Below are 21150 nucleotides of genomic sequence, written 5' to 3' on the forward strand. Positions count from 1 at the left end.
GCGTCAGACCTTGGGCTCGTGCGTCTCGATGGCGACGATGCCCGACCCCGGGTTCGTCGCCGAGAGGTGCACGACGGAGAACGCGCCGGTGTCGAGCGCCGACGCGCTGCCGAGGTACGAGCCGCGGAGCGTCCCGGTCGCCAGGGCGATCTCGCTCAGGATGTCGGGCAGCACGGGGCCGTGGCTGCACAGCACGGCGGCCTTGCGCGCGCGCACGCGCTCGCCCACGATGCGGCGGGCGTCGGACTCGCCCTCCTCCCAGGCATCCTGGCTGATGAGGGGGGTCTGCTCGATGCGCCGGCCCAGCGTCGACGACAGCGGTGCCACGGTCTTCATGCAGCGGACGGCCGGCGACGACACGATCTTTCGCGGACCGAACGCGATGAGCTGGCCGACGGCGGCATTGGCCTGCTTGCGCCCGCGGTGCGAGAGCGGACGCACGTCGTCCTCGCCCTTCCATTCCTCGCGCGGCACGGCCTTCGCGTGGCGCAGCACGATGAGGGGGAACGTCGCGAGAACGCCGTCGTCGACGAACTTGAGGAAGTTCTCCAGGATCTCGACATCGACGGGATAGCTCAGCCGCTTGAGCGCCTTCTTGGGGGAGACCCACTCGATCGCCGCGATCTCGCGGTTGGGCACGAACGCCGACGCCCGGATCGCGGCATCCGTCGCTTCGGCCGACCAGTAGTGCACGATCTTCTGCCGCTTGTTCGGCATGCGGTAGCGCGAGACGCCGATGGGCACGCCGAGGCTCACCCGGATGCCGGTCTCCTCGTGGATCTCGCGGGCCGCGGTCTCGGCGAGCGTCTCGCCGGGGTCGACCTTGCCCTTGGGCAGGGTGACATCGCGATAGGCGGTCCGGTGGATCAGCAGCACGGAGAGCTTGCCCTCCACGAGGCGCCAGACGACACCTCCCGCCGCGTAGACCGCGGTGTCGGCGTTCGTCATCGCACCGCCCGGGCCCGCCGACGACGCTGGACGTTGCTCATCGTGCGGTCCTGGATGTCGACGAGCGCCTTGCCGTCGGCGTCGCGGCTGTGGCGCGTCCACTCGCCGTCGGGGCCCAGCCACCACGAGCTCGTGGTGTCGGCCATCGCGAGCGCGAACAGGTCGAGCAGCTCCTTCAGGTGTGCGGGCGCGACGACGCGCACGAGCGCTTCGACGCGGCGGTCGAGGTTGCGGTGCATCATGTCGGCGCTGCCGATGTACACCTGCGGATCGCCGTCGTTGTGGAACGCGAAGATGCGCGAGTGCTCGAGATAGCGGCCGAGGATGCTGCGCACCGTGATGTTCTCGCTCATGCCCTCGACACCCGGTTTGAGCGAGCAGATGCCGCGCACCCACACCTCGACGGGGACGCCCGCCTGGCTCGCGCGGTAGAGCGCATCGATGATCTGCTCGTCGACCATCGAGTTGACCTTGATGCGGATGCGCGCGGGCTTGCCGTCGAGCGCGTTGCGGCGCTCGGCGTCGATCTGGCGCAGCAGCCCCTTGCGCAAGTGCAGGGGGGCGACCAGGAGGCGCTTGAACTTCTTCTCGATCGCGTAGCCGCTCAGCTCGTTGAACAGGCGCGTCAGGTCGCGACCCACCTGGTCGTCGATCGTGAAGAGGCCGAAGTCCTCGTAGATGCGGCTCGTCTTGGGGTTGTAGTTGCCCGTGCCGATGTGGCTGTAGTGCTTGAGCACGCCGTCTTCCTCGCGGATGACGAGCGCGAGCTTGCAGTGGGTCTTCAGGCCCACGAGGCCGTAGACGACGTGGACGCCGGCCTTCTCGAGCTTGCGCGCCCACACGATGTTGGCCGCCTCGTCGAAGCGCGCCTTCACCTCGACGAGCGCGAGCACCTGCTTGCCGGCTTCTGCGGCGTCGATGAGCGCCTGCACGATGGGGCTGTCGCCCGACGTGCGGTACAGCGTCTGCTTGATGGCGAGCACGTGCGGGTCTTTCGCCGCCTGCTCGAGGAACGCCTGCACGCTCGTCGCGAACGACTCGTACGGGTGGTGCACGAGCACGTCACCCTTGCGGATCGCCCCGAACAGGTCGGCGCGACTCGACTGCTCGCCGGGCTGGAAGGCGAGTGCGGTCGTCGGCACGTGCGGCGGGTAGCGCAGGTCGGGCCGGTCGATGCGGCCGAGATCGAACAGGCCGCGGAGGTCGAGGGGCCCGGGGAGGCGGTGCACCTCCTGGTCGGTGATGTCGAGCTCCTTGATGAGGAGGTCGAGCGTCAGGTCGTCCATGTCCTCGGTGACCTCGAGGCGGATGGGCGGGCCGAACCGGCGGCGCAGCAGCTCGGCCTCGAGCGCCTGGATGAGGTTCTCGGTCTCGTCCTCCTCGATCACGACGTCCTCGTTGCGCGTCAGGCGGAACGTGTGGTGGTCGAGGATCTCCATGCCGGGGAACAGGTCTCCCAGGTTGTTGGAGATGAGGTACTCGAGCGGCAGGTAGCGCGCGGTCTCGCCGTCGCGGGTCACCTCGACGAACCGGGGGAGCATCGGCGGCACCTTGAGACGCGCGAACTCCTGACGTCCCGTGCGGGCGTTGCGGATGCGGATCGCGAGGTTCAGCGACAGGCCCGAGATGTACGGGAAAGGGTGGGCCGGGTCGACGGCAAGCGGCATGAGCACGGGGAAGACCTGTGCCTGGAAGTACTCGTACAGCCGTTCGCGCTCATCGCCGGTGAGGGCGTCCCACGTCACGACCTCGATGCCCGCCTCGGCGAGCGCCGGCTTCACGGCCGAGGTCCAGGCATCCGCGTGCCGCAGCTGCAGTCGATGGGCCTCGGCAGAGATGTCGGCGAGCACGTCCAGCGGGGCGCGGCCGACATTCGTCGGGACGGCGAGGCCCGTGATGATGCGGCGCTTGAGACCCGCGACGCGCACCATGAAGAACTCGTCGAGGTTGCTCGCGAAGATCGCGAGGAAGTTCGCCCGCTCGAGCACGGGGAGGTGAGGGTCTTCGGCGAGCTCGAGGACGCGCTGGTTGAACGCGAGCCAGCTGAGCTCGCGATCGAGATAGCGGCCGTCGGGCAGCTGCGAGTCGAAGGTCTCGGAAAGCTCGAAGTCGTCGTCGTCGGCATCGCCGAGACCGGCGTCGAGCACCTCGTGTTCGATCATCCCCTCATCATTGCAGGGCCACGTGACGAGTGAGTGAACTAAGTGAACCGGGGATGAATCGGATGCGGCGCAGAGGTGTCCGCGCTACGCGGAGGTGTGCGTCGGCGCGGGCAGCTGGTCGTCGTCGTACACGTTGAAGCGGTAGCCCACGTTGCGCACGGTGCCGATGAGCTGCTCGAGGTCGCCGAGCTTCGCCCGGAGGCGTCGCACGTGCACGTCCACGGTGCGCGTGCCGCCGAAGTAGTCGTAGCCCCACACCTCGCTGAGCAGCTGCTCGCGCGTGAAGACGCGCGACGGGTGCGTCGCGAAGAAGTGCAGGAGCTGGAACTCCTTGTAGGTGAGGTCGAGGGGCTTGCCGTGCACCTTGGCGGAATACGACGACTCGTCGATCGTGATGCCCGACGTCTGGATGCGGGTCGAGACCTGCTCCTTCGACATGCGTCCGACGGCGAGGCGCACGCGCGCGTCGACCTCGGCAGGCCCCGCCGTCACGAGGATGACGTCGTCGATGCCCCAGTCCGTGGAGACCGCCGTGAGACCGCCCTCCGTCACCACGAGCACGAGCGGAGCGTCCAGACCCGTCGTGTTGAGGATCTTGCAGAGCGACTTGGCGCCGACGAGGTCGACGCGCGCGTCGACGAAGATGACGTCGGCGCTCGGAGCGTTGACGAGCGATGCGGGCTCTGCCGGGATCTGGCGCACTCGGTGGCTGAGAAGCTCGAGAGAGGGCAGAACCGGGCCTCCTCCGTGTGCGGAACTCAGTACGAGGAGCTGTGCCAAAGGTGAACCTCCCGACGCAGGGGTCGCGGCGTGGAACCCCAGTTTAGGGTGTAGGCGCAACTCGGCGCCGCTGCGCCGTGCGGCGACCATCGTGCTGCGTCACAATGGGGTGCATGGCTGCACCCGCCCTCACCCCGCGCCGCTCCACCGGCGGCATCGTCGCCGTGTGGGTCGCGGCGGCCGTGATCGGCCTCTCGATCGGGCTTTTCGTGCCGTCCGACTGGCGGGCGGCCTGGCTCGTCGTCGGGCTGGGCGGATGCCTCATCCTCGCCTTCGCGGTGCAGCTCGGGTACGGGCGCTCGCAGGGCTACATCCAGCGCGTCGCGATCAGCATCCTGGGCGCGTTCGTCGTCCTCGGCGTCATAAGCCTGGGGTTCGGTCTCGCGTCGATCATTCCCGGGTAGGCTGGGCGCATGGATCTCGTCGCGCTCGAACTCTTCTTCGTCGGGCTTCTCGCCCTTGCGTCGCTGTCGATCGTCTTCGTGTCGGGCGTCGTGCTGAAGAACCTGTATCGCGGCCAGCGCTGATCGGGCGCGTCGTGCTCGAACTGCCGACCGACCTCCCCGCCGATCTCGTGCCGCTCTCGTGGCTGATCGGCGTGTGGGAGGGCACGGGCGTCATCGACTACGAGGCGGGCGATCACCGCTTCGACGGCGAGTTCGCGCATCGCGTGAGCTTCAGCCATGACGGCGGCGACTACCTCAACTACGCGGCGTCCGCGTGGCTCCTGGGCGAGGAGCGCACGCCGCTCGTCGCCGAGATGGGCTTCTGGCGGCTGTCGCGCGCCGCGACCGCCGCGGACGCCGGGCCCGGCCTGCTGCCCGCGACGACGGTCGCCGCACCGCGCGCGGCCGACGACGTCGAGGAGCTGCGCAACAGCGGGGGCGGCTTCGACATCGAGGCGACGATCGTGCACTCGGACGGCGTGAGCGAGCTGTACCTCGGCCAGGTGCGCGGCCCGCGCATCGACATCGCGACCGACGCCGTCGTGCGCACGGCCGGCGCGAAGGCCTATGCCGCGGCATCCCGCATGTACGGCCTCGTCGAGGGGCACCTGCTGTGGGCGTGGGACATCGCGGCCCTCGGCGGCGAGCTGGCTTCGCACGCCTCGGCCCGGCTCGCGCGGGCGGAATGATGAGCGCGCGCTTCGCCCTCGTCCCGGGCGCCGTCCTCGATGAGACGGGACTCCTGCACCTCGGCAACCCGCTCACCGAGCAGCGCGCGCTCGCGGCAGGCCGCGCCGTCGCCCCGCTCGGCGATCGCCGCGTCATCGCGGTACCCGGCGAGGACCGGCTGTCGTGGCTCGACTCGCTCACCTCGCAGGCCCTCACGACGCTCGCGCCGGGAGAGAGCACCGAGCTGCTCATCCTCGATCCGCACGGACATGTCGAGCACGCCGCCGCCGTCGTCGACGACGGCGAGACGACGTGGCTCATCGCCGACGCCGGCGACGCCGACGCGCTCCTGGCCTGGCTGCTGCGCATGCGGTTCCGCCTGCGCGTCGCGCCGCGCGACGCGAGCGACGAGTACGCCGTCGTGGGCGGCACCGCCGACGGGCTGGCGGTCGCCTCGCCGGCCGATCCGCACGGCGTGCCGCTCGTATGGCGCGACCCGTGGCCCGGCGTCACGGCGGGCGGCCACGCGTACGCGGCCGTCGAGCCCCACCCCGGCGCCGATCGCGATTGGGCCGAGGCCATCGTCACGCGCGCGGAGGAGGAGCGGATCGCGGATGCCGCCGCTCGCGGCGACCTCGCCCTGGCGGGTCTCGTCGCGGCGGACGCCCTGCGCGTCGCGGCGTGGCGCCCGCGGTGGTCGGCCGAGGTCGACGAGCGCACGCTCCCGCACGAGGTCGACTGGCTGCGCACCGCGGTGCACCTGAGCAAGGGCTGCTACCGCGGCCAGGAGACGATCGCCAAGGTGCACAACCTCGGGCATCCGCCGCGACGGCTCGTCGCGCTCGACCTCGACGGGAGCGAGAGCGTCCTGCCCGCACACGGCTCGGTCGTCCGCGTGGGCGACGACGCGGTCGGGGTCGTGACATCGGTCGCGCTGCACTACGAAGACGGGCCGATCGCGCTCGCCGTCGTCCGGCGCTCGACGCCCGTCGACGCGGGCCTGCTCGTCGAGACCGCCGAGGCGCCCGTGTCGGCGTCGCAGGAGGTCGTCGTCCCGCCGGAGGCCGGTGCGACGGCATCCGTTCCCCGCCTTCCGCGACTGTCGCGCCGCACTCAGGCGCGATGACCGGCGGCTCGTCCGGAGCGCCCTCGACACAGGCGATCCCGACGGGCTGGCGGCGCCGCGTCGACCCGCGCCCCGCGCTCGCGCGTGTGCAGGCATCATCGATCGCGATCCTGCAGATCGTCGTCGCGGCGACGGCGGCGTACTCGTTCAGCCACTACGTGCTCGGGCATCCCGCACCCCTCCTCACCGCGACCGTGACCGTGGGAAGTCTCGGGCTGGTGCGCGACGCGAGGCCTCGCGGCGTGCTCGAGACGGTGCTCGGGATGCTCCTGGGCATCGTCGTCGCCGAGCTGCTGTTCCTTGCGACCGGCAGCGGCTGGTGGCAGATCGCGCTCGCGCTCGCCGTGACGCTCGTCATCGCGCGGTTCGTCTCCGACAAGGCCGGCTTCGCGATCGCCGCGGCCATCCAGTCGCTCATCGTCATGGTGGTCCCGTCGCCCGTGCCGTTCGTCCGGCTGTACGACGGCCTGGTCGGCGGTGTCGCCGCCCTCCTCGTGACGGCGCTCATCCCGCGCAATCCCCTCAAGGCGGAGCTGCGCGACGCGCGCGCGCTCTTCGCGGCGTTCGACGCGACCACGACGGCGCTCGTGCAGGCTCTTCGCCGCGGCGACCGATTCCGCGCCGAGCGCGGCCTCGAGAAGGCACGCGCCCTCACACCGCTCGTCGAGAACTGGCGCTCGTCTGTGGAGTCCGGCGTCGCCGTCGCGCGCATCTCGCCGTTCCTGCAGCGCCGTCGCTCGGAGCTGCAGCGCCACGATCGCGTGCGCACGGCGATGGACCTCGCCGTGCGCAACCTCCGCGTCATCGGGCGACGCGTCGTGTACGTGTGCGACGACGGCACGCCCCGCCCCGTGCCGGCCGACCTGCTCGGCGAGATCGCCCGCGCGGCCGGCGTGGTCGCGGCATCCCTCGACGACATCTCGCTCGAGCCGGCGGCGCGGGAGGCGCTCCGCGCCGTCGCGGGCCGGCTCGATCCGGCGGCAGTGCTCCCCGACGCGTCGCTGGGCGATCACAACCTCGTTGCGGCGCTGCGCCCGCTCGTGGTCGACCTGCTCACCGCCACGGGACTCGATTCCGCCCAGGCGCGCAAGGAGATCCCGCGGATCTGACCCGCGTCAGTCCGCGGGGGCGACCGCGCTCCACGGCACCGTCACCTCGCCGAGGCGCCACCGCGCGCGCGCCTCGAGCGGCCATCCCGCCGAGGCCATCGCGCCCAGCGCCGTCTGCCACCGATGCACGGGGCCGAACGGGGCGACCCCGGCCGCTCGGTCCCACTCGGCGTCGAGCGCCGCGAGGAACGCGTGCACGCGCTCTCCCGGCACGTTGCGGTGGATGAGCGCCTTGGGCAGCCGTTCGGCGGCGATGGAGGGATGCTCCAGCCCCGCGAGGCGCAGCGAGACCGTGAGCGAGCGCGGCTCGGCGTCCGCGCCGAGCGCGACCCACGTCGTGATGCGGCCCAGCTCGTCGCACGTGCCCTCCACGAGGAGCCCCGCCGGGGCGAGCCGCGCGCACATGCGCCGCCACGCGTCCGCGACCTCGGCCTCCTGATACTGCCGCAGGACGTTCATGGCGCGGATGACGGCGGGTCGCCGCCCGCCCGGCACGGGCACCTCGAAGCCGCCGAGCGCGAACGACACGCGCGCGTCGGGGGAGAATCCCGTCGCGCCGGCGCGCACGGCGGTGAGCTGCTCGCGAGCGCGCGCGACGCGCGCGGGCTCGATCTCGAGGCCCAGCACCTCGACGTCGGGGCGCGAGCGTGCGAGCCGTGCGTGCAGCTCGAGGGCCGTGACGCCGCTCGCGCCGTAGCCGAGGTCGACCACCAGCGGATCGGCGGCCCGGCGGAGGGCGTGATGCCGGGCGATCCACCGGTCCACGCGCCTCAGGCGGTTGGTCCCCGTGGTGCCTCGAGTCACCTGCCCGACGGGGGAGCGGCCGGTCGCCATGAACCCCATGATGCCAGGCCGATGCGGGTCATCCGCCCTCGGTATCATGGCGAGCATGACCGCGCCCTACACGCTCATCCTGCTTCGCCACGGCCAGTCCGAATGGAACAAGCTCAATCTCTTCACCGGATGGGTCGACGTCCGGCTCTCCGACCAGGGGAAGGCCGAAGCCCAGCGCGGCGGCGAGCTGATCAAGGAGTCCGGCCTCCTGCCCGACGTCCTGCACACGTCCGTCCTCACGCGGGCCATCCAGACCGCGAACATCGCCCTCGACGCCGCCGACCGCGCGTGGATCCCGGTCAAGCGCACGTGGCGCCTCAACGAGCGGCACTACGGCGCCCTGCAGGGCAAGGACAAGGCGCAGACCCTCGAGGAGTTCGGCCAGGAGCAGTTCATGCTGTGGCGCCGCTCGTTCGACGTGCCGCCGCCCGTGCTCGCCGACGACTCCGAGTGGAGCCAGGTCGGCGACCCGCGCTACGCCGACCTCGACGGCGATCTCCCGCGCACGGAGTCGCTCAAGCTCGTCATCGACCGTTTCCTGCCGTACTGGGAGAGCGACATCAAGCCCGACCTCGCGTCGGGCAAGACGGTGCTCGTCACGGCCCACGGCAACTCGCTGCGCGGCCTCGTGAAGCACCTCGACGGCATCAGCGACGCCGACATCGCCGAGCTCAACATCCCCACCGGCATCCCGCTCGTGTACCGCCTCAACGAGGACTTCACGCCCGCCGGCCCGGGCGAGTACCTCGACCCCGAGGCCGCCGCCGCCGGCGCCGCGGCGGTCGCCGCGCAGGGCAAGAAGTAGCCGCCCGTACGAGATGAGAAGAGCGGATGCCTCCCCCCGGGGGCATCCGCTCTTCTGGTCTGTGCGCAGGCGGCGACTACGACGTCGACGTCACCCCGTGCGCGACGAACGTGTCGTCGCTGTCGGTGGTCCAGTCGCCGGTCGCGAGGTAGGCGACCTTCTTCGAGATCGACACGGCGTGGTCGGCGAAGCGCTCGTGGTAGCGGCTCGCGAGCGTCGCGTCGACCGTGGCGGCCGTCTCGCCCTGCCACGAGTCGGACAGCACCTTCTCGAACACCGACACGTGCAGGTCGTCGATCTTGTCGTCGGTGTTGCGGAGCTCTTCGGCGATCTCGAGGTCCTGAGTGCGCAGAAGCTCCGTGAGCTTGCGTGCGACCTCCACGTCGAGCTGACCCATCTGCGTGAAGGTGCTCTTGAGACCCTTCGGGATGGCGCGCTCGGGGAAGCGCATGCGCGTCAGCTGCGCGATGTGCTCGGCGATGTCGCCCATGCGCTCGAGCGACGCGCTGATGCGCAGCGCGCTGACGACGACCCGGAGGTCGCGCGCGACGGGCGACTGGCGGGCCAGGATCTCGATCGCGAGCTCGTCGAGCTCGATGGCCTTCTCGTCGATGATCGCGTCCGCGTCGATGACCTCTTCGGCCAGGGTGACGTCGCTCGTCCCGAAGGCGGTCGTGGCCTTCTCGATCGCGGTCGTCACGAGCTCCGAGATCTCGACCAGACGAGACTGGACGTCCTCCAGTGACTGATGGAACACTTCGCGCATGCGCGACACCTTTCCTCTCCGCGGGCACGCGGGCACACCGCGACCCCCGCGATTGTCGTCAGCGAAGGTTAACGGACGGTGCCGCGCCAGTGAATACTAACCGCCGCCTGCCGAGCGGGGACGCCCCGTGGCCGGACGGGCTCTGAGCCGCCCCGTACCCTGTCGTTATGGATTCGACGCAGCTCGCGCTGCTCGCCCTGATTCTCGGGGTGGCTATCGGGGGCTTGGTGTCGACCGTCATCCTCGGGTCGCTGCGGGCACGCGACCGCTTCCGCGCCGAGACCAGCTCCGCCGTGCCCGAGGGCGTCTCGGCGGTGCTGCACGCGATGGACGACCCCGCCGCCGTCATCGACGCCTCCTTCACCGTGCTCGCCGCCTCCGGGTCCGCCGCCCCCTTCGGCATGGTGGAAGGCGTCGCCATTCCCGCCGAAGAGCTCAAAGCCGTCGCGCGCCGCGCGCGCTCCGGCGAGTCCGCGGCGACCGAGACGCTGCGCCTGCGGCGCGGGGCACCGCCCGCCGAGTCCCGCCTCGTGGTCGTGCGGGCGACGCCCATCTCTGCGCGGTCGATGTTCCTCATCCTGCGCGACATCACCGAGAAGGAGCGCGTCGAGGAGATGCGCCGCGACTTCGTCGCCAACACGAGCCACGAGCTCAAGACGCCCGTCGGCGCCGTGAGCCTGCTCGCCGAGGCCATCGAGTCGGCCGCCGACGACCCCGATCAGGTGCGGGCCTTCGCATCGCGCCTGACCGCCGAGGCATCCCGTCTGGCCCTGCTGACCTCGCGCATCATGAGTCTGTCGCGCCTGCAGGCCGCCGACGAGCTCAACGACGACCGCGACGTCTCGGTCGACGAGGTCGTCGCCTCTGCCGTCGAAGCGCACGCGATCCAGGCGGACTCGGCGGGCGTCACGGTGGTGCGCGGCGGCGAGCGCGGACTCTACGTGCGCGGAGATCCGCAGGTGCTGAGCGAGGCCCTCGGCAACCTCGTCGCCAACGCGATCGCCTACTCGCCGAGCGGCTCGGCCGTCGGCGTCGGCGTGCGGGCCGTCGACCGGATCGCCGAGATCGCCGTGACGGATCGCGGCATCGGCATCAACGAGGGCGAGCAGGAGCGCGTGTTCGAGCGGTTCTACCGCGCCGACCAGGCGCGCTCTCGGCGCACGGGCGGCACGGGCCTGGGCCTCGCGATCGTCAAGCACGCCGTGCAGCGCCACGGCGGCGAGGTCACGGTGTGGTCACGCCCGGGCCGCGGCTCGACGTTCACCATCCGGCTCCCGCTCGTCGACGGGCCCATGGTCGACGAGCCCCGCAAGAAGCGCAAGAAGCGCACGAAGGCCGCGCCCAAGCAGCCCGCGCCCGCAGTTCCCACCCCGCTGAACGGAGACACCCCATGACCCGCGTCCTGATCGTCGAGGATGAGCCGGACCTCGCCGACCCGCTCGCCTACCTCCTGCGCCGCGAAGGCTACGAGGTCGAGATCGCCGAAGACGGGCCGACGGCCCTCACCGCGTTCCGCGAGCGCGGCGCCGACATCGTGCTCCTCGACCTCATGCTGCCCGGGATGCCCGGCACCGAGGTGTGCCGCCAGCTGCGGGTCTCGTCGGCCGTGCCCATCATCATGCTGACCGCCAAGGACTCCGAGGTCGACATCGTGGTGGGCCTCGAGCTCGGCGCCGACGACTACGTGACCAAGCCCTACTCCGCGCGCGAGCTACTCGCCCGCATGCGCGCCGTGCTGCGCCGCCTGTCGTCGGCGGATGCCGACCTCGACGAGCGCGTGCTCAACGGCGGCCGCGTGACCCTCGACATCGACCGCCACACGGTCGCCGTCGAGGGCTCGGAGATCAGCATGCCGCTCAAGGAATTCGAGCTGCTCGAGGTGCTCATGCGCAACGCCGGTCGCGTCCTCACCCGCGGACAGCTCATCGACCGCGTGTGGGGGACCGACTACTTCGGCGACACCAAGACGCTCGACGTGCACATCAAGCGCATCCGCTCGCGCATCGAGGAGAACCCCGGCGAGCCGTCGATGCTCGTGACGGTGCGCGGCCTGGGCTACCGCTTCGAGGGCTGAGCGCCCGCCTGACACGCGAAACGGCCCCTCCCGGCGGGGAGGGGCCGTTTCGTCGAAGTCGGGGGCCTTACGGGACGAAGGGCGACAGGTAGTCGAGCGCGCCGTCGAGCACGGGGATCGACACGGCGATGCCCTCCGCGTCTCCCGACTGGAAGTAGACCAGCACGTCGGCGCCGGGCTTCACGTCGAGTCCCTCGACGAGCAGCGGGTCTTCCGTGACGCCGAGGCTCACGGTCTCGCCGGCGGGCACGCGCACCGTCTTGGAGATCTTCTTCTCGTCGCCGATCTCGAGGTGCAGCGTCTGCGACTTGTCGGTCTGGTTGATCAGCGCGGCAAGGAAGTTGGCGTCCTGGCCGCTCTCGTCCGCGACGAACAGCGCGTTGCGGATGAGGATCGGGCCGGACTCCGGCACGTTGCGGCCATCGGCCGGCGAGTAGGGGATCGTCGTCGCCTGGGTCGCCAACATGGCACAGCCCGTCGTCCCCATGAGGACGGCGGCACCGAGGGCGAGCGACGCGATGAAGCGCGATTTCACAGATCCTCCTGGAACGGACGACGGCATCCTTTGCATTCTAGGGGGTTGCGCTCGCGCGCGCGGAGCAGAGCGGCGGGGGTGGGGCGCGAACCTTAGCGTATGTCGCCTGTGGTATTCTGGAGGTTGCCGAAAGGACATAACTGCATGCTTTTTGAGGTTGGCGAGACCGTTGTTTACCCGCACCACGGGGCGGCGACAATCGCAGAAGTCAAGACCCGAATCATCAAAGGCGAGGAAAAGGTCTACCTCAAGCTCCGCGTCACCCAAGGCGACCTGACGATCGAGGTTCCGGCCGACAACGTCGACCTCGTCGGTGTGCGCGACGTGATCGGCAAGGAGGGCCTCGAGCGCGTCTTCGAGGTGCTGCGCGCCCCCTTCACGGAGGAGCCGACCAACTGGTCGCGCCGGTACAAGGCCAACCTCGAGAAGCTCGCCTCGGGCGACGTCATCAAGGTGAGCGAGGTCGTGCGCGACCTGTGGCGCCGCGACCAGGACCGCGGCCTGTCGGCGGGCGAGAAGCGCATGCTCGCGAAGGCCCGCCAGATCCTCATCTCCGAGCTCGCGCTCGCCGAGAAGACCGACGAGGAGCAGGCGAGCGTCGTCCTCGACGAGGTCCTCGCCTCCTGACGTTTCGCGGGGCGGTAGCGTGATCGTGTGCCCCTCGACCTTGCTCGGGGACCGGGCCTGATCCCTGTCCCACGCGTTGCCGTCATCGTCGTCGCCGCAGGGTCCGGCACCCGCCTCGGCGGGCGTGCGCCCAAGGCCTTCGTAGGCCTCGACGCGCACACGATCCTGCGCCACGCGCTGCGCGGCGTCTTCGCGGCGCCCGCGGCGCAGGTGGTCGTCGTCGCGCCCGCGGGGCGCGAGGGCGACGCGCTGACCGAGGCCCTCGAGACTGCCGGCGACCGCCGCGACCTCGTGTCGATCGCGACGGGCGGCTCGACGCGTCAGGAGTCCGTGCAGGCCGGTCTGCACGCGGTCTGGCCCGACGTCGAGATCGTGCTCGTGCACGACGCGGCGCGCGCGCTCACGCCGCCCGCGGTGTTCGAGCGCGTCATCGGGGCGATCGAGGCGGGCGCGGCGGGCGCCATCCCCGTGCTGCCCGTGATCGACACGATCAAGCGCGTCGACGGCCCCGCCATCGTGGCCGCCGTCGACCGTGCCGAGCTCGCCGCAGCCCAGACGCCGCAGGGCTTCCGCCGCGACGTGCTCGACGCTGCGTATGCGGCGGCCGACGAGGACTTCACCGACGACGCGGCAGTCGTGGCGAGCGCGGGGCATCCCGTCGCCGCCGTCGCGGGCGACCCCCTCGCCTTCAAGATCACGACGCCCGCCGATCTCGAGCGCGCACGGGGGCTCGTGGCACCCGTCGCCCCTGTCACGGCGACGCTCGATCGCGTGCCGCCCGCGCCGCGTGTCGGCGTCGGCACCGACGTGCACGCCTTCGGCGGCGAGGGCGATCTCTGGCTCGCCGGCCTGGAATGGCAGGGCGAGGGCGCGCTCGCGGGCCACTCCGACGGCGACGCCGTCGCCCACGCGATCGTCGACGCCCTGCTCTCGGCCGCGGGCCTCGGCGACATCGGCACGCATTTCGGCACCGATCATCCGGAGTACGCGGGAGCACACGCCGACGCGTTCCTCGCCCGCACGCTGGCCCTCGTCGGCGAGGCGGGTTGGCGCATCGGGAACGTCGCCGTGCAGGTGCAGGCCAACCGGCCGCGGTTCGCATCGCGCCGTGCCGAGGCGGAGGCCGCGCTGTCGGCGGCGCTGGGCGGGGCATCCGTGTCCGTCTCGGCCACCACGACCGACGGGCTCGGCTTCACGGGCGCGGGGGAGGGCGTCTCGGCCTTCGCCGTCGCCCTGCTCCTCCCGGCGTAACGCTTCGGGCACGCCCAGCACGCCGCCCCCCGCGACTGGCGCCTCGTCCACCCGCTGTAGCCTCGCCGATCGGCCGCCGTCGAGCTCTGCCGGCGGAGCGGCGGCCTTGCCGCCCGGTCTGAGCGGAACCATACTGTCGGCATGCCGACGGATGGAGGGCGCTCCGCGGCGGGCGGCGGCGCCGTCGCGACCGACTGGGTCGCGCGCTTCGACGAGCTTCGCGCCGCCGATGCGCCCACGGCCCCCGAGCTCGACGAGCTCGGCACAGCGGCGTGGTTCCTCGGCCGCATGGATGAGTGCGAACGCGCATGGACGGCGGCCTACGAGCGGTATCTCGGCGAAGGCAGCACCGACGCGGCGATCCGCTGCGCGTTCTGGGTCGGGTACACCCTCGAGGAGAACGGTGCCGCGGTGAAGGGCCACGCCTGGATGGCGCGGCTCCTGGAGCTGTGCCGTGCGCGCAGCGCGGAGGGCGGCCTCGAGGCCGCCGCGACCGCGGTCACGTGCGAGGCGGCGGCCGCCTGGGGCATGGGGCGGGTGGACGATGCCATCGAGCTCGGCGAGCGGGCGATGACCCTGGCGCGCGAGGCCCGCGCGGTCGACATCGAGGTCTTCGCGACGATGGGTCTCGCGCGTGCGCTCGTGCACGCGGGGGCGTTCGAGCGCGGCTTCGACCTCATGGACGCCCTCATGCTGTCGATCTCCACGGGCGGCGTGAGCGACCGGGTCGCGGGCCCCGTGTACTGCGCGGTCATCGCGTCATGCCTGGAGCGATGGGACATCGCCCGCGCGAGCGCCTGGACCCGCGACCTGAACGCGTGGTGCGATGCGCAGCGCGGGCTCGAGCCGTTCCGCGGCGAGTGCTCTGTGCACCGTGCGACGGTGCTCGGGATCGGCGGCGAGTGGGACGAGGCCGCGAGCGTGCTCGCCGACGTCGCAGAACGCGAACGCCGCCCCGCGACGCTCGAGAACGCGGTCTACGAGCTGGCCGAGCTGCACCGGCGCGCAGGTCGTGCCGTGCCCGCCGACGACGGCTTCCGCCGCGCCGCGGCGCTCGGGCGCGAGGTGCAGCCCGGACTCGGTCGGCTGCGCAGGGATGCCGGGCGTGCCGCCACCGCCCGAACCGGCGTCGCCCGGGCGCTCGCCGCCGCGCCTCCGCCGGGCAGACGCGCCGACCTCCTCGCCGCCCAGGTCGAGTTCGAGACCGACGGCGGCGACCTCGCCGTCGCGGAGAGCGCCGACGGCGAGCTCCGCCGCCTCGCCGACGCGATCGGCACGACCTACCTCACCGCCCTCGCCGACCGCGCGAGCGGCGCCGTGCTCCTCGCTCGCGGCGAGCCCGACCTCGCCCTCTCCGTCCTCCGGCGCGCGTGGATGGGCTGGCGGGAGCTCGACGATCCCTACGACGGCGCCCTCACGCGCGTGCTGCTCGCCTGCACGGCTCGGGCGCTGGGAGACGAGGATGCCGCGCAGCTCGAGTTCGACGCCGCGCGCACGGCGCTGACGGGCCTCGGCGCGCTGCCCGACCTCGCTCGCCTCGAGCGCCTCGCGGCGTCGGCACCGGCGGCGGCCGCTGCGGCGGGCCTGAGCCGACGGGAGCTCGAGGTGCTGCGGCTCGTCGCGACGGGCTCGTCGAACCGCGAGATCGCGGGGCGGCTGTTCCTCAGCGAGCGGACCGTCGCCCGCCACGTCAGCAACATCCTCGCCAAGCTCGGGCTGGCGAGCCGCTCGGCCGCGACGGCGTTCGCATTCGAGAAGGGGCTCGTCGCCGCCGCCTGACGCCGTCTCGCTCAGGATTGGTCATTTCTGCCGATGAGGGCACCGCATGCGCGCGCCTATCGTTCGATCGAACCCGTGAATGGAGGACATCATGGACACTCGGATCGACACGATCGTGATCGGCGCCGGCGCCGCGGGGCTGGGTGCCGCCAAGCGGCTGCGCGACCGCGGCATCGACGTCGTGATCCTCGACGACCGTCCGCGCGTCGGCGACACGTGGCGGGAACGCTATCGGTCGCTCAAGCTCTTCACGCCGCGCGGCCTGGCCGAGCTGCCAGGGCTGCGCCTGGGCATCGGCCGGTACGACTTCCCGACGGGCGCGCAGTTCGCGGACTACCTCGAGCGCTACGCGGAGCGTTTCGCGCTGCCCGTGCGCGGGAGCACGAGGGTCACAGCGCTGACCCGTGCCGGAACGGGATTCCGCCTCGAAACGGCAGCGGGTGAGACCTTCGCCGCGCAGCGTGTGATCGTCGCCACGGGTGAGCACCGCGTGCCCGTCACGCCCGACCTCGCCGCGAGGCTGGACCCCGGCATCCGTCAGCTCCACTCCCTCGAGTATGCGGGGCCCGAAGATCTGGCGCCCGGCCCCGTGCTCGTCGTGGGTGCCGGCAACTCGGGCACCGACATCGCCCTCGAAGCGGCTGCGGCCGGTCACGCTGTGACCCTGGCCGGACGCCACCCCGGGCAGATCCCGGTCGACATCGACACGCCCATCGGGAACCTCCTCAGCGGGGTCTTCATCCGCCGCCTGCGGCGGACCACCGTCGACTCGGCGAAGGGCCGGGCCATCCGCGACATGATGCGCGGCCACGGGATCAATCTCGTGCGGAACAAGCTGAAGGATCTCGACCGGGCGGGGATCGCACGCACCTCGCGCATCGTGGACGTCGTCCCCACGGGCCGCCCCGTCACCGCGGAGGGCGTCGTGCTGGAGCCCGCGACGATCGTCTGGTGCACGGGGTCCGTGCCGGATCTCTCGTGGATCCGGATCGACGACGCATTCGACGAGACCGGCGCGCCCGACCAGTACCGCGGCCTGGCGCGGAAGGTGCCGGGCCTCGCGTTCCTCGGCATGCCGTTCCAGTACTCGATGGCGTCGTCGACGCTCATGGGCATGGGCGCGGACGCGGAGTACCTCGCCGATCGGCTCGGCGAACCGGCACCGCGCGAGCCCGACCTCAGTCCAGCGCGCGCGTCATGAAGACCGAGTACGGGTCGTGGGTGTAGCCCTCGAACGGCTCGCACTCGACGAAACCCTCGCTCGCATAGAGCCGCTGCGCAGGCGTGAAGTCGGGGGTCGACCCGGTCTCCAGCCACAGGCTCGTCATGCCCCGCTCGCGCGCCTCCGCGACGATGTGGCGGAGGAGCGCCCGCCCGACGCCCGTGCCGCGGAAGCGGTCGTCGACCCGCATCGACTTCAGCTCGCCGCGCTCGGCGCCCAGGACCTTGAGCGCGCCGATGCCCGCGAGCTCGCCGTCGATCCACGCCGACCAGAACGTGATCGAGGGATGCCGCAGCGCCGACACGTCGAGCGCGTGCACGCTCTCCGGCGGCGAACTGTCGTGCATGCCGTCGAGATGACTTGCGATGAGGGTGAGCGTCGCGGCGCCGGTGAGGTCGTCGGTGCGTATCTCGATCGCCACTTCGTGCTTCCCTTCTCGCGAGACTTCACGAATGTACGCGATTCGCGGCAAGTCGGGGGACATACGTGAAGTCTCGCGGGGGCGGTCAGCCCTCGACGGCGAACGGACGCGGATCGCGGGAGCGCGAGCCCCACGCGAGGAGGCCGAGCCCCGCCGTCAGCACGGCGAGACCCGCGATCGCGAGGGGGCTGAGGCGTTCGTCGAGCACGACGATGCCCAGGATGCCGGCGGTCAGCGGCTCTCCGAGCGTCAGCGTCGCAGCGGTCGCGGCCGTGAGGCCGCTGAGGCCCCACGTGAACAGCACGTAGGCGATGGAGACCGTCGCGAAGCCGAGCCAGAGGCCCATCGTGAGTCCGGCGGGGGTCGCGAGCCACGACAGGTCGAGGAAGGGGAGCGCGACGATCCCGATGACCGCAGAGCTCGCGCCCATCGCGCCGACCACCGTGAACGGGTCCCAGCCCGCGTCCAGGAGCCGACGCTGCGCATTCGCGAAGATCGCGAACGACGCGCCCGCGCCGAGCGAGCCCAGCAGGCCGATCGGATCGGTGCCGCCCGTGCCGGCGCCTGCGGCCTCGCCGCCGAACCCGAGCAGCACGACGCCGACCGTCGCGAGGGCCGTCGCGCCCATCCACGCGCCGCTCGGCGCCTTGCGGGTGAGCAGCCACTCCAGCAGGCCCGCCATGATCGGGGCGGAGCCCAGGGCGATGACCGTGCCGACGGCGACGCCGTTGCGCGCCGTGCCCATGAAGAAGAGGGGTTGATAGAGCGCGAGGCACACGCCGGTGAGAGCCATGAGGGCGAGCGTGCGGATGCGCTGCGGCCTGGTCAGCGACCGCAGGGCGACGGGAGCGGCATCCCCCCTCCGCTCGGCCCGCACGCGATGCCGGCGCGCGAGGGCGAAAGCGATGATCGCGAGCCCCGTGCCGCCGATCGCGAGACGCACAGCACCGACCGCGAGCGGAGTCGTGCCCTCGGGGCCGAGCGCCTGCGACGTGCCCGTCGTGCCGAACAGCACGGCCGCGGCGAAGACGGCGAGGACATGGAGCACGCTCCAGTATCCCGTGCCGTCACAACCCGGCCCGCGCGAGCGCCGCCGGTAGGCTGGCACGGTGACAGTCCGGTTCTATGACACCAAGGCGCAGCAGCTGCGCGACTTCGTGCCGCTCGACCCCGGAAACGTCACGATCTACGTCTGCGGTCCGACGGTGCAGTCCGGTCCCCACATCGGGCACCTGCGCGGGGCGCTGAGCTTCGACATCCTGCGCCGCTGGCTCGCGCACCGCTACGACCGCGTGACGTTCGTGCGCAACGTCACCGACATCGACGACAAGGTGCTCGTCAACGCGACCGACGCCGAGCCGTGGTGGGCGCTGGCCTACCGCATGGAGCTCGAATTCACCCACGCCTACACGGCGATCGGCATCCTGCCGCCCACCTACGAGCCCCGGGCGACCGCGTCGATCCCGCAGATGCAGGAGCTCATCCAGCGCCTCATCGCTGCGGGCCACGCGTATGCCGCGACGTCGGAGGGCGCGGCCGGCGACGTCTACTTCGACGTGCGGTCGTGGGCGTCATACGGGTCGCTGACCAACCAGTCGCTCGACGCCATGGAGCCAGCGGAGGTGCCTCCTGAGCCTGTCGAAGGGCCAAGCGGCAAGCGCGACCCCCGCGACTTCGCACTCTGGAAGGGCGCGAAGCCGGACGAGCCCACGTCCGCGACGTGGGACTCCCCGTGGGGGCCGGGCCGGCCCGGCTGGCACATCGAGTGCTCCGCGATGTCGCGGCGCTACCTCGGGCCGGAGTTCGACATCCACGGCGGCGGCCTCGACCTGCGCTTCCCGCACCACGAGAACGAGCTCGCGCAGTCCACGGCGGCGGGCGACCCGTTCGCGCGCTACTGGGTGCACAACGGCCTCGTGACCGTCGGCGGACAGAAGATGTCGAAGTCGCTGTTCAACTTCGTCCTCGCCGAGGACGTCCTGCGCGAGCGCGACCCGCTCGTCGTGCGCTACGCGCTCGCCGCGGCGCACTACCGGTCGAGCCTCGACATCACCGGCACGTCGTTCGACGAGGCCGAGGCCGCGATCGAGCGCATCCGCACGTTCCTGCACCGCGCGGCCCGCGCGCTCGCGACCGACGGCGATCAGCGCGTCGAGGGGACCGTGCCGGCACGGTTCGCGGCGGCGATGGACGACGATCTCGGCGTGCCGCAGGCGCTCGCCGTCGTGCACGAGACGGTGCGCGACGGCAACACCGCCCTCGACGCGGGCGACCGCGACGGCATCGTGCGGGCCTTCGCCGAGGTCGCGATCATGACCGGGATCCTGGGCATCGACCCCGAAGACCCGAAGTGGGCCGCGAACACGGCCGGGCCCGAGGCATCCGCCCTCGACGCGCTCCTGCAGACGATGATCGCCCAGCGCGCCGACGCGCGGGGCGCGAAGGACTGGGCGTCCGCCGACCGCATCCGCGACGCGCTGGCGGCGGCCGGCATCGCTCTGGAAGACACCCCCGACGGGACACATTGGAGTATCGATGGCTAAGCCAGGGCGCCCCGGCGCGAGCAAAGGCGGCAAGGGCCCCACGAAGGGCTCGGGCGGCAAGAACAAGCGTTCCCTCGAGGGCCGCGGACCGACCCCGAAGGCGGAGGATCGCGCCTGGCACCCCGCCGGCAAGCGCAAGGCCGCGGCCGAGCGCTACGCCGCGGCGGGCGGCAAGGGACGTCCCGGCGGCTCGCAGGGGGGGAACCCGAATCGCGCGCCGAAGGCCAAGGCCGGCGACGACACCGAGACGGTGACCGGCCGCAACTCGGTGCTCGAAGCGCTGCGGGCGAAGATCCCGGCGACGGCGATGTACATCGCGCAGCGCGTCGAGATGGACGATCGCGTCAAGGAGATGCTGTCGATCGCGACGCACCGCGAGATCCCCGTGCTCGAGGTCACGCGGCCCGAGCTGGACCGCATGGCCGGCTTCGACGGCGTGCATCAGGGCGTCGCGCTCAAGGTGCCGCCGTACGAGTACGCGCACCCGCAGGACCTCCTCGAGCAGATCATCGACAGAGGCCAGACCCCGTTGCTCGTGGCGCTCGACGGCGTGACCGACCCCCGCAACCTCGGCGCGATCATCCGCTCGACGGCGGCCTTCGGCGGCCAGGGCGTGCTGATCCCGCAGCGCCGCTCGGCGGGCGTCAACTCGGCGGCGTGGAAGACGAGCGCGGGTGCCGCGGCGCGCATCCCGGTCGCGATCGCCCCCAATCTCACGACGACGCTCAAAGAGCTCAAGAAGCAGGGCGTCTTCGTGCTCGGCCTCGACGGCGGGGGAGACGTCTCGCTGCCGAGCCTCGAGCTCGCCGACCGCCCCGTCGTCATCGTCGTGGGGTCGGAGGGCAAGGGCCTCTCGCGCCTCGTGACCGAGACCTGCGACCAGATCGTGTCGATCCCGATCTCGGCCGCGACGGAGTCGCTCAACGCCGGTATCGCGGCATCCGTCGCCCTGTATCAGGTCTCCACGATGCGAGCCGTCGCGCCCGAGTGATGCATTCGCGGGAATGAACCGCGTTCGCAGTGCGCTGGGCTCACCAGGACCTGACGAAAGGA

At 71.7% G+C, this 21150-nt stretch carries 21 protein-coding genes; 13 read left to right on the forward strand and 8 right to left on the reverse strand.

Going from position 1 to position 21150, the window contains the following annotated elements:
• Window positions 1–3: 3 nt before the first annotated feature.
• From ACH3VR_RS03325 to ACH3VR_RS03335, 3 genes are all read right to left on the reverse strand, one after another.
• Complete coding sequence (locus tag ACH3VR_RS03325) at window positions 4–948, reverse strand: NUDIX hydrolase (RefSeq protein WP_396639324.1); 945 nt, start codon at window positions 946–948, stop codon at window positions 4–6.
• A complete protein-coding gene (locus ACH3VR_RS03330; protein ID WP_396639325.1) occupies window positions 945–3110 on the reverse strand; it encodes an RNA degradosome polyphosphate kinase in 2166 nt (721 codons plus the stop codon). Before ACH3VR_RS03330 ends, ACH3VR_RS03325 begins: the two co-directional genes overlap by 4 nt.
• An 84-nt stretch (window positions 3111–3194) precedes the next feature.
• The gene (locus ACH3VR_RS03335; RefSeq protein ID WP_396639326.1) at window positions 3195–3890 is read right to left on the reverse strand and encodes a winged helix-turn-helix domain-containing protein; all 696 of its coding nucleotides are present in this window, start codon (window positions 3888–3890) and stop codon (window positions 3195–3197) included.
• A gap of 113 nt (window positions 3891–4003) precedes the next feature.
• On the opposite strand from ACH3VR_RS03335, the gene ACH3VR_RS03340 reads away from it, so the two are divergent.
• The 4 genes from ACH3VR_RS03340 (at window position 4004) to ACH3VR_RS03355 (ending at window position 7240) form a co-directional block, all read left to right on the forward strand.
• Window positions 4004–4294 carry a hypothetical protein gene (locus ACH3VR_RS03340; RefSeq protein WP_396639327.1) on the forward strand — a complete coding sequence of 97 codons (291 nt, stop codon included), beginning with the start codon at window positions 4004–4006 and terminating at the stop codon, window positions 4292–4294.
• A 134-nt stretch (window positions 4295–4428) separates the two neighbouring features.
• Window positions 4429–5025: a nitrobindin family protein gene (locus tag ACH3VR_RS03345; RefSeq protein WP_396639328.1), complete on the forward strand. Its 597-nt coding sequence runs from the start codon at window positions 4429–4431 to the stop codon at window positions 5023–5025.
• Window positions 5025–6131: a CAF17-like 4Fe-4S cluster assembly/insertion protein YgfZ gene (ygfZ, locus tag ACH3VR_RS03350; protein ID WP_396639329.1), complete on the forward strand. Its 1107-nt coding sequence runs from the start codon at window positions 5025–5027 to the stop codon at window positions 6129–6131. The genes ACH3VR_RS03345 and ygfZ overlap by 1 nt, the downstream gene beginning before the upstream one ends.
• Window positions 6128–7240 (forward strand): FUSC family protein, encoded by a 1113-nt coding sequence (locus tag ACH3VR_RS03355; protein WP_396639330.1) that lies wholly within the window; start codon window positions 6128–6130, stop codon window positions 7238–7240. The genes ygfZ and ACH3VR_RS03355 overlap by 4 nt, the downstream gene beginning before the upstream one ends.
• A 6-nt stretch (window positions 7241–7246) precedes the next feature.
• Here ACH3VR_RS03355 and ACH3VR_RS03360 read toward each other — a convergent pair whose 3' ends face one another.
• Complete coding sequence (locus ACH3VR_RS03360) at window positions 7247–8074, reverse strand: methyltransferase domain-containing protein (RefSeq protein WP_396639331.1); 828 nt, start codon at window positions 8072–8074, stop codon at window positions 7247–7249.
• A 55-nt stretch (window positions 8075–8129) separates the two neighbouring features.
• Between ACH3VR_RS03360 and ACH3VR_RS03365 the strand changes: the two genes are divergently transcribed.
• Window positions 8130–8879, forward strand: coding sequence for a phosphoglyceromutase (locus ACH3VR_RS03365; RefSeq protein WP_396639332.1), 750 nt, complete (start codon window positions 8130–8132; stop codon window positions 8877–8879).
• Between the two features lie 76 nt (window positions 8880–8955).
• On the opposite strand, the gene phoU is transcribed toward ACH3VR_RS03365, so the two are convergent.
• Entirely contained in the window at window positions 8956–9645 is a 690-nt protein-coding gene (gene phoU / locus ACH3VR_RS03370) for a phosphate signaling complex protein PhoU (protein WP_396639333.1), read from the reverse strand.
• 167 nt (window positions 9646–9812) lie between these two features.
• On the opposite strand from phoU, the gene ACH3VR_RS03375 reads away from it, so the two are divergent.
• A complete protein-coding gene (locus ACH3VR_RS03375) occupies window positions 9813–11039 on the forward strand; it encodes a sensor histidine kinase (RefSeq protein ID WP_396639334.1) in 1227 nt (408 codons plus the stop codon).
• Window positions 11036–11719 carry a response regulator gene (locus ACH3VR_RS03380; RefSeq protein WP_396639335.1) on the forward strand — a complete coding sequence of 228 codons (684 nt, stop codon included), beginning with the start codon at window positions 11036–11038 and terminating at the stop codon, window positions 11717–11719. Before ACH3VR_RS03375 ends, ACH3VR_RS03380 begins: the two co-directional genes overlap by 4 nt.
• A gap of 67 nt (window positions 11720–11786) precedes the next feature.
• Here ACH3VR_RS03380 and ACH3VR_RS03385 read toward each other — a convergent pair whose 3' ends face one another.
• Window positions 11787–12254, reverse strand: a complete 468-nt coding sequence (locus tag ACH3VR_RS03385; protein WP_396639336.1) for a DNA modification methylase — start codon at window positions 12252–12254, stop codon at window positions 11787–11789.
• Window positions 12255–12398: 144 nt separating this feature from the next.
• Here ACH3VR_RS03385 and ACH3VR_RS03390 point away from each other — a divergent pair, with 144 nt between their 5' ends.
• From ACH3VR_RS03390 to ACH3VR_RS03405, 4 genes are all read left to right on the forward strand, one after another.
• Window positions 12399–12881, forward strand: coding sequence for a CarD family transcriptional regulator (locus ACH3VR_RS03390; protein WP_345799861.1), 483 nt, complete (start codon window positions 12399–12401; stop codon window positions 12879–12881).
• Between the two features lie 27 nt (window positions 12882–12908).
• The gene (gene ispD, locus ACH3VR_RS03395; RefSeq protein ID WP_396639337.1) at window positions 12909–14132 is read left to right on the forward strand and encodes a 2-C-methyl-D-erythritol 4-phosphate cytidylyltransferase; all 1224 of its coding nucleotides are present in this window, start codon (window positions 12909–12911) and stop codon (window positions 14130–14132) included.
• 141 nt (window positions 14133–14273) lie between these two features.
• Complete coding sequence (locus ACH3VR_RS03400; protein WP_396639338.1) at window positions 14274–15911, forward strand: LuxR C-terminal-related transcriptional regulator; 1638 nt, start codon at window positions 14274–14276, stop codon at window positions 15909–15911.
• A 91-nt stretch (window positions 15912–16002) separates the two neighbouring features.
• Window positions 16003–17112: a flavin-containing monooxygenase gene (locus tag ACH3VR_RS03405; protein ID WP_396639339.1), complete on the forward strand. Its 1110-nt coding sequence runs from the start codon at window positions 16003–16005 to the stop codon at window positions 17110–17112.
• Here the strand turns inward: ACH3VR_RS03405 and ACH3VR_RS03410 are convergent.
• On the reverse strand, window positions 17090–17554 hold the full coding sequence (locus ACH3VR_RS03410) for a GNAT family N-acetyltransferase (RefSeq protein WP_396639340.1): 465 nt from the start codon (window positions 17552–17554) through the stop codon (window positions 17090–17092). The two genes, ACH3VR_RS03405 and ACH3VR_RS03410, sit on opposite strands and share 23 nt — an antisense overlap.
• Before the next feature lie 85 nt (window positions 17555–17639).
• Window positions 17640–18602, reverse strand: a complete 963-nt coding sequence (locus ACH3VR_RS03415) for a DMT family transporter (protein ID WP_396639341.1) — start codon at window positions 18600–18602, stop codon at window positions 17640–17642.
• Between the two features lie 61 nt (window positions 18603–18663).
• Between ACH3VR_RS03415 and cysS the strand changes: the two genes are divergently transcribed.
• On the forward strand, window positions 18664–20097 hold the full coding sequence (gene cysS / locus ACH3VR_RS03420) for a cysteine--tRNA ligase (RefSeq protein ID WP_396639342.1): 1434 nt from the start codon (window positions 18664–18666) through the stop codon (window positions 20095–20097).
• Window positions 20090–21088, forward strand: coding sequence for a 23S rRNA (guanosine(2251)-2'-O)-methyltransferase RlmB (gene rlmB / locus ACH3VR_RS03425; protein WP_396639343.1), 999 nt, complete (start codon window positions 20090–20092; stop codon window positions 21086–21088). Before cysS ends, rlmB begins: the two co-directional genes overlap by 8 nt.
• Window positions 21089–21150: the final 62 nt, after the last annotated feature.

This window comes from Microbacterium alkaliflavum, assembly GCF_044325405.1.
Lineage (GTDB): Bacteria > Actinomycetota > Actinomycetes > Actinomycetales > Microbacteriaceae > Microbacterium > Microbacterium alkaliflavum.

Excerpts from the sequence above, each read along its gene's own strand:
- ACH3VR_RS03325 (WP_396639324.1), bottom strand. The coding sequence starts at position 948 with ATGACGAACGCCGACACCGCGGTCTACGCGGCGGGAGGTGTCGTCTGG.
- ACH3VR_RS03330 (WP_396639325.1), bottom strand. The coding sequence starts at position 3,110 with ATGATCGAACACGAGGTGCTCGACGCCGGTCTCGGCGATGCCGACGAC.
- ACH3VR_RS03340 (WP_396639327.1), top strand. The coding sequence starts at position 4,004 with ATGGCTGCACCCGCCCTCACCCCGCGCCGCTCCACCGGCGGCATCGTC.
- ygfZ (WP_396639329.1), top strand. The coding sequence starts at position 5,025 with ATGAGCGCGCGCTTCGCCCTCGTCCCGGGCGCCGTCCTCGATGAGACG.
- ACH3VR_RS03355 (WP_396639330.1), top strand. The coding sequence starts at position 6,128 with ATGACCGGCGGCTCGTCCGGAGCGCCCTCGACACAGGCGATCCCGACG.
- ACH3VR_RS03360 (WP_396639331.1), bottom strand. The coding sequence starts at position 8,074 with ATGGCGACCGGCCGCTCCCCCGTCGGGCAGGTGACTCGAGGCACCACG.
- ACH3VR_RS03365 (WP_396639332.1), top strand. The coding sequence starts at position 8,130 with ATGACCGCGCCCTACACGCTCATCCTGCTTCGCCACGGCCAGTCCGAA.
- phoU (WP_396639333.1), bottom strand. The coding sequence starts at position 9,645 with ATGCGCGAAGTGTTCCATCAGTCACTGGAGGACGTCCAGTCTCGTCTG.
- ACH3VR_RS03375 (WP_396639334.1), top strand. The coding sequence starts at position 9,813 with ATGGATTCGACGCAGCTCGCGCTGCTCGCCCTGATTCTCGGGGTGGCT.
- ACH3VR_RS03380 (WP_396639335.1), top strand. The coding sequence starts at position 11,036 with ATGACCCGCGTCCTGATCGTCGAGGATGAGCCGGACCTCGCCGACCCG.
- ACH3VR_RS03390 (WP_345799861.1), top strand. The coding sequence starts at position 12,399 with ATGCTTTTTGAGGTTGGCGAGACCGTTGTTTACCCGCACCACGGGGCG.
- ACH3VR_RS03400 (WP_396639338.1), top strand. The coding sequence starts at position 14,274 with ATGCCGACGGATGGAGGGCGCTCCGCGGCGGGCGGCGGCGCCGTCGCG.
- ACH3VR_RS03405 (WP_396639339.1), top strand. The coding sequence starts at position 16,003 with ATGGACACTCGGATCGACACGATCGTGATCGGCGCCGGCGCCGCGGGG.
- rlmB (WP_396639343.1), top strand. The coding sequence starts at position 20,090 with ATGGCTAAGCCAGGGCGCCCCGGCGCGAGCAAAGGCGGCAAGGGCCCC.